10 protein-coding genes and 1 pseudogene are annotated in these 8,931 nt (G+C 70.2%); 6 read left to right on the top strand and 5 right to left on the bottom strand.

Going from position 1 to position 8,931, the window contains the following annotated elements; all coding sequences use genetic code 11:
- Positions 1-119 precede the first annotated feature (119 nt).
- Positions 120-482, bottom strand: a complete 363-nt coding sequence (locus AB0J09_RS46510; protein ID WP_360706344.1) for a DUF2203 domain-containing protein — start codon at positions 480-482, stop codon at positions 120-122.
- Between the two features lie 10 nt (positions 483-492).
- On the bottom strand, positions 493-1,167 hold the full coding sequence (locus tag AB0J09_RS46505) for a GntR family transcriptional regulator (protein ID WP_360706341.1): 675 nt from the start codon (positions 1,165-1,167) through the stop codon (positions 493-495).
- A 95-nt stretch (positions 1,168-1,262) separates the two neighbouring features.
- Between AB0J09_RS46505 and AB0J09_RS46500 the strand changes: the two genes are divergently transcribed.
- Together AB0J09_RS46500 and AB0J09_RS46495 are read left to right on the top strand one after the other, a co-directional pair.
- Complete coding sequence (locus AB0J09_RS46500; protein WP_360706338.1) at positions 1,263-2,591, top strand: MFS transporter; 1,329 nt, start codon at positions 1,263-1,265, stop codon at positions 2,589-2,591.
- 73 nt (positions 2,592-2,664) lie between these two features.
- Positions 2,665-2,808, top strand: a complete 144-nt coding sequence (locus AB0J09_RS46495) for a hypothetical protein (protein ID WP_360706335.1) — start codon at positions 2,665-2,667, stop codon at positions 2,806-2,808.
- Here AB0J09_RS46495 and AB0J09_RS46490 read toward each other — a convergent pair.
- Positions 2,805-4,421, bottom strand: a complete 1,617-nt coding sequence (locus AB0J09_RS46490; RefSeq protein WP_360706332.1) for an IS200/IS605 family accessory protein TnpB-related protein — start codon at positions 4,419-4,421, stop codon at positions 2,805-2,807. The genes AB0J09_RS46495 and AB0J09_RS46490 overlap by 4 nt on opposite strands.
- Before the next feature lie 357 nt (positions 4,422-4,778).
- Between AB0J09_RS46490 and AB0J09_RS46485 the strand changes: the two genes are divergently transcribed.
- On the top strand, positions 4,779-5,042 hold the full coding sequence (locus AB0J09_RS46485) for a hypothetical protein (RefSeq protein WP_360706329.1): 264 nt from the start codon (positions 4,779-4,781) through the stop codon (positions 5,040-5,042).
- Here AB0J09_RS46485 and AB0J09_RS46480 read toward each other — a convergent pair.
- A complete protein-coding gene (locus AB0J09_RS46480) occupies positions 4,990-6,300 on the bottom strand; it encodes an MFS transporter (protein WP_360706326.1) in 1,311 nt (436 codons plus the stop codon). The two genes, AB0J09_RS46485 and AB0J09_RS46480, sit on opposite strands and share 53 nt — an antisense overlap.
- A 343-nt stretch (positions 6,301-6,643) precedes the next feature.
- On the opposite strand from AB0J09_RS46480, the gene AB0J09_RS46475 reads away from it, so the two are divergent.
- On the top strand, positions 6,644-7,351 hold the full coding sequence (locus AB0J09_RS46475; RefSeq protein WP_360706322.1) for a hypothetical protein: 708 nt from the start codon (positions 6,644-6,646) through the stop codon (positions 7,349-7,351).
- 43 nt (positions 7,352-7,394) lie between these two features.
- Positions 7,395-7,943 carry a GNAT family protein gene (locus tag AB0J09_RS46470; protein ID WP_360706319.1) on the top strand — a complete coding sequence of 183 codons (549 nt, stop codon included), beginning with the start codon at positions 7,395-7,397 and terminating at the stop codon, positions 7,941-7,943.
- Here AB0J09_RS46470 and AB0J09_RS46465 read toward each other — a convergent pair.
- Entirely contained in the window at positions 7,940-8,452 is a 513-nt protein-coding gene (locus AB0J09_RS46465; RefSeq protein WP_360706316.1) for a hypothetical protein, read from the bottom strand. The genes AB0J09_RS46470 and AB0J09_RS46465 overlap by 4 nt on opposite strands.
- Before the next feature lie 217 nt (positions 8,453-8,669).
- Here AB0J09_RS46465 and AB0J09_RS46460 point away from each other — a divergent pair.
- A pseudogene (locus AB0J09_RS46460) lies at positions 8,670-8,931 on the top strand (hypothetical protein); the annotation flags it as partial.

Genomic DNA, 8,931 nt, shown 5'->3' with positions numbered 1-8,931 from the left:
CGGGCGAAGGCCCGTGCCGCCGCGCCGCCGATCGAGCCGCCTCCGCCGTAGACCACGGCGACCTTGTCCTGGAGAAGCATGGTATTCAACCTTTCGGTTTATCAACCTGTAGGTTGAATTTACCTCAACGGCCGGCGCCCTGTGAAGCCCAATTCCGTACGGTGGTACCAGCCGAGCTCCCGCTCGCCCTCGATCCAGCAGAGCCGTACCGACACCCCATCCAGCACGGCGGGGAAGTCGATCAGCACCGGCGCGATGCCCTTGACCTCGATGCCCCGTTCGATCCAGCCGCTGAGGATCTCCTCGATGCGGGCCTGCAGCCCCTTGACCTCCGGGAGGCCGCCGAGCGGGGATCCGCCTCCCGTCCGCCGGTCGTACTCGATCTCGGCCAGGTCGGCGCGGGCGGCGATCACCACGCGGACGTCCTCGACGACCTCCGGGAGCAGCGCGCGGGCCTCGTCAACGGTGAAGATCCGATCCATGCGCCAAACGTTACGGCGCGTACGCCTCGATGAGCAGCCGTTCGGCGTGGTCGAGGTAGTCGGCCAGGTACGCGGCGGCCTTCTCCGGCCGGCCCGACTCGATGAGGCCGAGCAGCGTGCGATTGCGGTCGACGAACGGCTCGTGGAACGCCCGCGGATTCTCCATCACGTGGAAGACCAGCCGCAGCTCGGCCAGCAGCTGGCGCATGGCCTCGTCGATCCTGGGACTTCCGTTCAGCGAGACGAGCGCCTGGTGGAAGCGGATGTTGGCGGTGCCGACGCCCTGCCAGTCGTCCTGCGCGGCGGCCCGCTCGGCGTCGAGCACGGCCTCCTTGATCACGGCCAGCGCCTCCGGGGCGGGGCTGAGGCGCACCGCGGCCCCTTCGAGCACGCGGCGCACGCGGTAGAGATCGGCGACGTCCTCGGCGGACGGGAGCCGGACGAACACGCCCCTGTTGAGCTTGTGGTCGAGCAGCCGCTCGTGGCCGAGCAGCCGGAACGCCTCGCGCAGTGTGTTGCGCGACACGTCGAGCCCCTCCGAGATCGACTCCTCCGACAGCCGCTGCCCCGGGCGGAAGAAGCCCTCGCTGATGCGGTCGCGCAGGATGTCGGCCACCCGCTCGGCGGTGCTGCTGCGGCCCAGCCGGGGGCGGTCCTGGGCGAGGCCGGCAACCACGTTATCCACATTAAGCAGCGAATCATGGAGCGAACCTCTTGTCGAATTGTTCAACGATTCTTATGTTGATAAGAACCCCCTAGACGAAATCGAGGAGCGATCGAATGACAGGCTCCGCGCAACAGACCCGGCGGGTGATCCTCGCCAGCCTGATCGGCACGTCGCTGGAGTGGTACGACTTCTTCCTCTACACCACGGCCGCGACCCTGGTCTTCCCCAAGCTCTTCTTCCCCTCGCTCGACCCGTTCAACGCGACGCTGGCGTCGCTGACCACCAACGCCGTCGCGTTCGTCGCCCGGCCGCTCGGCGGCATCGTGTTCGGACACTTCGGCGACCGGGCGGGCCGCAAGACCGTGCTGGTCGTGACGCTCCTGGTGATGGGCGTCTCGACGTTCCTCATCGGCGTGCTGCCCGGCTACGCGAGCGTGGGCGTGGCGGCACCGATCCTGCTGGCGCTGCTCAGGTTCGTGCAGGGACTGGGACTCGGCGGCGAGTGGGGCGGCGCGGTGATCATGTCGCTCGAGCACGGCGACGGGCGGCGGCGCGGCTTCAACGCCAGCTGGCCGCAGGTCGGGGTGCCCGCGGGTTACGTGCTGGCCACCGGGATGCTCACGGTGCTGTCGTCCACGCTGTCCGACGCGGCATTCCTGTCGTGGGGCTGGCGGGTGCCGTTCCTGCTGTCGGGCGTGCTGGTGTTCGTGGGCCTGTGGGTGCGGCTCAGGATCACCGAGTCGCCGCTGTTCGCCGAGGTCGAGCAGCACGGGGCCAAGGCCAGGATGCCGCTGCTGGAGGTGCTGCGCACGCACCCGCGGGCCCTGCTGTCGGCCTTCACCGCGCGGATCGGGGTGGACGTGGCCTTCTACACGTTCACGGCGTACATCATCGTCTACCTCACGGGGCAGTTGCACCTGCCGCGCTCGTACGCGCTGAACGCCGTGCTGATCGGGTCGGCGCTGCAGCTCGCGCTGATCCCGCTGGCCGGCGCGCTGTCCGACCGGTTCGGGCGGCGGCCGGTCTACTTCGCGGGCGTGGCGGGCGCGGCGGTGTGGGCGTTCGCCTTCTTCCCGCTGCTCGACAGCAAGTCGTTCCCGCTGATCGCGCTGGCCGCCGTCGTGGCGCTGGTCACCCACGCCGCGATGTACGGGCCGCAGGCGGCGTTCATCGCCGAGCTGTTCAGCACGCGCCTGCGCTACAGCGGCGCCTCCATGGGTTACCAGGTGGCCGGCATCGTCGGCGGCGCGCTGGCCCCGATCATCGCGCTCAGCCTGTTCAGCACGTACAAGACCACGGTCGCGGTGTCGATCTACGTGGTCGTCGCCCTGGCGGTCACGGCCGTCGGCCTGGCCATCGCCCCGGAGACCCGCGACCTCGACCTCGCCGCCGCACCCGAGGCCAAGGTCTCGCTGCCCGGCCAAGTGGGACCGTTCGCCTGAACCGCCGTTCGCCTGAACCGCCGCGAAAGCCGCGGGCGGCGGCTGCCGACGCCGCCCGCGCGGAAGGGTCCTGATGAGAATCGCCCTGATCGTCGTCGCCGCGCTCATCGCCGTCCCCCTGCTCATCGGGGGCGTGGGAGGACTGGAGAGCACGGGCGGCGGTGAGGTGGCCGTCATCCGCGACGGCGCAGTACGCCAGGTGATCGACCGTTCTTAAGGACTGAGCATGAGTTGCGCATGCTCGGCCGAACGCTCCGGACGGTGTTGAGCGTTCTGGTCGCCCGCGTTCGTGCCGCGTCCGGCGCCGGCGGATCGTGTCCGTGGTCCGGGGATGCGGGGGCGGGGTCCCTCACGCCCGCGGGCTTCCGTTGCGGCCTGGATGGTCCGATGCCCCTGTCCATCGCTCCGGTGGGCAGGGGGCGGTGCCGTCCGACGCCGGATCGGATGCCCTTGGGCGCGTCTGCCAATCGCCACGGCGGCTGCGTCGTGGCGCGTGATTGTACGAGTCTTTGTGGTGAGGGGTTTTTGCCAGTGCTGGGCGCCCCACTTGGAGGTGTAGGCCGGATCAGCGGCGATGATCGCGATCCCGCTCTGGTCGGCCATCGAGGTCAGCCGGGCGCGCAGCTTGCTGGTGGGCATGCCGGAGATGAGCTGGCGGAAGCGTTTGCGGCGGCCGTGCTTCTCCCGGGTCTTTTCCGTGGCGAAGTCAAGGTCTTCGATGGCGATGGCCTTCACGCCGCAGGTGCGTGCCCAGTGCAGCAGCCGGGTCAGCGCGTGGCGGACCTGGGCGTCACGGTGCTCGGCGGTGCCAGACAGGTCGTAGGAGAAGCGGCGGGGGTTGCCGATCGGGTTGCCGTGCACGTCCAGGCGCCAGGCGGCCAGGTGGTCGGCGTTGGTGTCCACCCCGATCACCCCTGCGGTGAGCGCGGCCGCCATGGGCACGGCGGGGGCTGCAGGTTGTTGCCAGGAGGCGGTGACATACCAGCGTCCGCGCGCCGCGTCCAGGTGGATGCGGTAGGCCACGGCCCGGTTGGCCTCGACCCGATCCCGCCATTCCACCCCGCGGTGGGCGAAGGCCACCCGGCAGGCCGGCACGTAGCGGCCGTGTGGCGCGTTGGCCAGGTGCGCCAGCGGCACGGGCAGCTTGATCGACACCTGGCCATCGGGGGTGATGCGGATGGTCTCGTTGCCGTAGCGTTTCCCGCTTTCGCCGTCGGCGGTCAGGAACCAGCGCTCAGCCTCCCACGCCTGCCGCCACTCGTCCTGGGTGAGTCCGGCGGCCCTCAGGTTGTGGCGAGTGTTCAGCAGGCGTTTGCCGCCCCGCACCACGCGGACCCGCCCGGCCTGATGGTCGGCCTTGCGCCGCTGCAGCCGGTCGTGCAGGAGGTGCAGGCGGCGGGATTTGGCGAACCACTCCTGCGCCGAGCGGTATCCGCTGGGCTGTTTGCGGGTTCCCTTCATCCCGACGGGGAGGGACAGTCGAAGGGTGATCGTGGCGATGGCGGCCTCAAGGTCGCGGATGTGGTCGGCCTGGCAGCGGCGGGCCAGCGCCCACTGATCGTGGGACGTTTTGGTCATGGCCCCAGCCCACCGAGCCGACGACAATGCGGTCAGCGTTCGCTTCCGCGCCGCCCAGATCTCGGCGCAGTGCCCCAGCCCATCAGCACACCGCGTTTTCAGGTCGGCAGAGGCCAGCGCACCCAGATGCGCGCCGACCAGGCGCAGCACCTTGTCGTCCTCGACGGTGAGGTGCTTGAGCCGGTCGCGGACGGCGACGCCGGAGGGGCGCGGTGCGACGAAGGCTGGAGCGATCAGTCGCAACTCAGCCATGCCGGAGGGCCTTCGGTGCCATGGCGGCGCGGCCGGTGGCGGATCGGCGCGCACGACCGGCCGGCGCTGCTGGGTGGCGGTCGAACGGGCACGCTCCCATGACTGGCACTGGCCCCCTCCCGGCTTTCACGTTGCGTGGCCATAACGATACCAAGAGTAGACCCTTCTGGATAGAACATGTGCACGACAATTGCCAGAGGATGCGCAAGGTAGCCCCACAGGCTGAGCCGGAACCCCGGGCAGAGTACGCCCGGCGCGACAGAAGCATGCGGGGGCAAGGACTGGCCGGTGCGCGTACACATCCCGTCAAGTCTGCACTGCGGCGATGACGTGACCAGAGCCAAATCATGCACCTTCATGCACATTCAACACCAACAGCTGACGTTGCCGGGCGAGGTGCAGCAGGCCGTGGACCGCTCGCTGGCCGCCTCGGCGGCCGTCTCCGAGGCTCAGGCGAAGGTCGCCCAGGCCAAGGCGGAGGCGGAGGCGGACCGGGCCAGGCAGGACGGCTACGACAAGTGCCCCGCCTGCGCCGAGATCGAGAAGCTCAAGTCGCTGCCGCAGGGCATCACGGTGTATGCCCCGGGGAACCCGCAGTCGGTCGTGGTGCCGTCGCGTTAGACCATCTGCCTCTGAAGGCGGCCATCGAGATCAGGAACACGACCTGGCCGGCGAGCGCCACGATCAGCCACGACTGCCAGCCGCCGGCCTCCACCACGATCGGGGAGACCACCAGCAGGACCACGATCATGATCCGGACGACCATGCCCCAGATGCCCAGCGCCGAGCCCTGCAGGCGGGAATCGACGTCCTCGGCGTCCTCGGAGAAGTTGGCCATCCAGGGCACGTACGCGATGCCCATGAACAGGTAGAGCAGCGCGAACACGACGGTGACGTGCGCCACCGGCACGTCGTGGCCGGCGATGGCGATGAAGTACCCCAGCGCCGCGACGGTCAGGACCGTGCCGGCGGCGGTGAACGGCTTGCGCAGCTGGATCCGGTCGGAGATCCTGCCGACGACCACCACGGCCAGGGCGTTGAGCACGATGCCCAGCGCCACGACGCGGTTGGCCGCGGCCGCGTCCATGCCGAACGCGCCGGCCAGGATGGTCTGGCCGAAAATGGCGAACGTCCAGTAGAGCACCTGCCAGCCGGTGTTGCCGAGGACGTGCGCCCACAGGTGCGGGTGCCTGAACAGCTCTCCCAGCTTGCCGTGCTGGGCCTGCTCCCCGGCCTGCACGGCCTCCTCGGACTGAAGCACCTGCGCCCGCAGCGCCGCCGACGGCTCGGCGATCTGCCAGATGATGATCCCGCACATCACCAGCGACACGACGCCCATGATGATCGCCTGAGACTGCCACGCGTTGCCGAACAGCGGCAGCGTGAAGCCCGCGATGAACGAGGCCAGGAACGACGCCCCGACCGGCCCCCACGTCCAGAACGCGAACGCCTGGGCCCGGCCCATCCGCGGTGAGAAGTCCCGCACCAGCGACGCGGTGATCGTGATGCCCGCGCCCTCGATGAACAGCATCAGGCAGCGGATCCAGAACAGCCCGGCCACCGTGTCCACGGTGGCGAGCAGGAAGTTGCAGGCGGCGGTGACGGTGAGGGTCGGCACCAGGATCGTGACCCGGCCCCACCGGTCGGACAGGATGCCGCCGAACCCGGCCGAAATCCCTCCGATCAGCACCGAAAGCGCCGCGATCTGCCCGTAGACGGTGAGCGACATCCTCAGGTCGTCCATGAGGAGGGGCAGGATGGTGGCGAGGGTGGTCTCGAAGTTGGCCACCAGGCTCGCCAGCACCGCTATCGCCAGCAGGAAGATCCGGCGGCCGCCGACCGGGTAGACACTGAGCTCGCGGACATAGAACGGCTTCATCGCCCATCCTCCGGCGGACGGTCCTGGGACTGTGTCGGCGGGGCACGGCCCTTCGACGGGCCGCGACCCCGGTCGCCGGGGCGTGCCCTGAGGGACCGGGACCCCGGTCGGTGGGATGTCGCTCTAGAACGCGTTTCTAGTTGCTCCAAGTTTTCCGTTATGTACGGATAAGTCAACGTATAGAGGGATCACGGTGTGATCTCGTTCACACCGCCTGCGTTGTGACGGAATCGCCATCGATTCGCAGAACAACAGCCCCCGAATGGGCATAAACTGCGCGCCTGTGAGCCTGCCTGTACGTGAACGTTCCCCCCGGCCGGGCGGCGGTCGCCACCGCCGTCCCGTGCCCACGTCCCTGCCGCCGGACGCCCCCGTGCTCGTGCTCGCCACCCCAGGCGACACCGCTGGCGTGGCTGAGGAGATCGCGGCCGTCGTACGCGTCGACAACCCGCAGATCGAGCTGCGGCTGACGAGCGTCACCGACCTGGCGGACTCCCTGCCCACCGGCCGCGACGCCGTCGTCGTACCCCTGCTCACCTGGGACGATCCCGTCGTCATGGCCGAGATCGGCAAGGCCGTGGCGGTCGCGGGCACCGGCGCCGTCGTCACCGAGGCGCTCGGCCCGCACCCGCTGCTGGCCGAGGCCCTGCACATCAAGCTCGCCGAGCGCGGCCTGGCCAGGGCCGACCGCGTACGCCTGCTGAACGTCTCCAGCCCCGTTGACGCCGTCATCCTCGGCACGGTGGGCGGCGAGCGCGCGGTGCACGCCGTGCAGGCCACGGCGGTGCTCCTGGCCTCCAGACTCACGCTGCCCGTCGTCGCGGCTTCCTTCGACAGCGAGCCGGGCGTCGGCGTCGCGGCCCAGCGGTTGCGCGCGGCGGGTGCCGAGCGGCTGGCCGTCGCGCCCTGCATGATCGGCCACGAGGCCCCCGCCGGCATCGTCGAGCAGGCCGCCACGGCGATCAACGCCGGGCACGCCGAGCCGCTCGGCCCCCACAGCGCCATCGCCGAACTTGTCGCGCGAGCTTACGGTAGTCAACTTGCCACTTGACAGAGGGTTGTAAAGATCACGGGACTCGCGTTACCGTCGGCGAATGCGGCGGGTGGTGTACAACGGCGAGCGGCTCGGCCTGCGTGAGGTCACGGAGGCCGACGTGCCGCCCCTGCACGCCGTCTACGGCGATCACGCGGCCACCCAGCACATGCCGTTCGGGCCGCGCACCCAGCCCGAGGTGGCGCGGCTCGTCGACCAGGCCATGGAGGCGGCCACGGCGGAGCCGCGCGTGCTCTACGTACTCGCCGTGGTCGACGCGGCCCACCGCGACGTGATCGGCGTGGTCCGCCTGCGGATCGAGGCCGACCATCCCCACAGCGCGGAGATCGGCTTCGGCCTCCACCCCCACCAGTGGGGCCGCGGGATCGGCACCGACCTCGTGCGGTTACTCCTGGCGTTCGGGTTCAAGGAGCTCGGGCTGCACCGCGTCTGGGGCGCCCGCTCCCCGGCCAACCTCCCCGCCCAGCTGGCCATGCTGACCGCCGGGATGGTGGAGGAGGGCCGGATCCGGCACCACGTGCACACGCCGCACGGGTGGCGCGACTCGATCGTGCACTCGGCCCTGGAGGACGAGTGGATCGAACGCTAGACCCGCCACCTCTCGAGCGCCTCTTCCGCGACCTGCCTCGGGGCTTTCGTGCCGTCCACCGTGAAGTCCTCGACCCTGGCCTTGTCGAGGATGTCCGCTAATTCCCCGGCTCTTCTGAGGTGCCAGTCAAGTCCCTGAGGGTCGTGCACGTGCCTGGTCCTCAACCGCCGGTGGGTCTCCGCGAGCGGGACGTGGATCCGGCACACGGTGAGGGGGACGCCGAGCACCTTCTCATGTCGTGCGCGCTCGTCGCGGTGCTCGATGACACCGGCCAGCACCAGCCGCTCCGCTCCCGCTTCGAGGAAGTTCGCCGCCACGGCGCGGAGATTGCGCATGGTCAGCCCGCCGTGGAAGGGGTCGCCCGATGGCGCGGGCCAAGCGCGGCGCAGCCAGTCGAGGTCGATGACCGCGTTGGGGATCCCCTCGCCTGCCAGCACGTCGCCGGCGAAGTCGGCCACCGACGTCTTCCCGACGCCCACGGTGCCGGTGATCAGAAGCGCGCCCGCCATTCCCGCGATCTTACCCGCCCCACGACTCCCACGACCCGCCGCCACCAGCGCCACAACCGCCGCCCAGCCACTGACCGCCCGGTCGCCGCCCGGGAGCAGGGGTGGCGCGGCCGGGTGTGAGACGCAGGGCGCAACCCGAGCGGGTCGTGGGAGTGGCGCGGGCCGTGATTGTCGGTCGGGCGTCCTACCATGAGGCACCTCACGGAGGGATAGTCCAATGCTCGACGCGCTGATCGTGCCCCTGTTCGTCACCACGGACCTGCCGCCCCAGGCGGAGCTGGCCGAGTTCGGGGAGTTGCTCGCCAGGACCGTGCGCGTGCTGGGTCACGAGGGCGCCGGCTACGAGGCGTTCCTGGCGGGCAAGGTGTTCTGGCTGGACCGCCCCGTGCTGCCGGAGCAGCGCCCGGCGGCCGAGGTGGAGTCGCGCTTCGCGGGGATGCTGGGCTACCTCGCCGCCTCCGGCCCCGGCCACACCTCGC

The organism is Nonomuraea sp. NPDC049784, from assembly GCF_040659615.1.
Taxonomy (GTDB): domain Bacteria; phylum Actinomycetota; class Actinomycetes; order Streptosporangiales; family Streptosporangiaceae; genus Nonomuraea.
Note: the sequence above shows the minus strand (reverse complement) of the source record. Positions and strands in the feature narration are given on the sequence as shown.

What these genes read in the sequence shown, in the direction of transcription:
- AB0J09_RS46510 (WP_360706344.1), bottom strand. Translation starts at nt 482, where the DNA reads ATGGATCGGATCTTCACCGTTGACGAGGCCCGCGCGCTGCTCCCGGAG.
- AB0J09_RS46500 (WP_360706338.1), top strand. Translation starts at nt 1,263, where the DNA reads ATGACAGGCTCCGCGCAACAGACCCGGCGGGTGATCCTCGCCAGCCTG.
- AB0J09_RS46495 (WP_360706335.1), top strand. Translation starts at nt 2,665, where the DNA reads ATGAGAATCGCCCTGATCGTCGTCGCCGCGCTCATCGCCGTCCCCCTG.
- AB0J09_RS46490 (WP_360706332.1), bottom strand. Translation starts at nt 4,421, where the DNA reads ATGGCTGAGTTGCGACTGATCGCTCCAGCCTTCGTCGCACCGCGCCCC.
- AB0J09_RS46485 (WP_360706329.1), top strand. Translation starts at nt 4,779, where the DNA reads ATGCACATTCAACACCAACAGCTGACGTTGCCGGGCGAGGTGCAGCAG.
- AB0J09_RS46480 (WP_360706326.1), bottom strand. Translation starts at nt 6,300, where the DNA reads ATGAAGCCGTTCTATGTCCGCGAGCTCAGTGTCTACCCGGTCGGCGGC.
- AB0J09_RS46470 (WP_360706319.1), top strand. Translation starts at nt 7,395, where the DNA reads ATGCGGCGGGTGGTGTACAACGGCGAGCGGCTCGGCCTGCGTGAGGTC.
- AB0J09_RS46465 (WP_360706316.1), bottom strand. Translation starts at nt 8,452, where the DNA reads ATGGCGGGCGCGCTTCTGATCACCGGCACCGTGGGCGTCGGGAAGACG.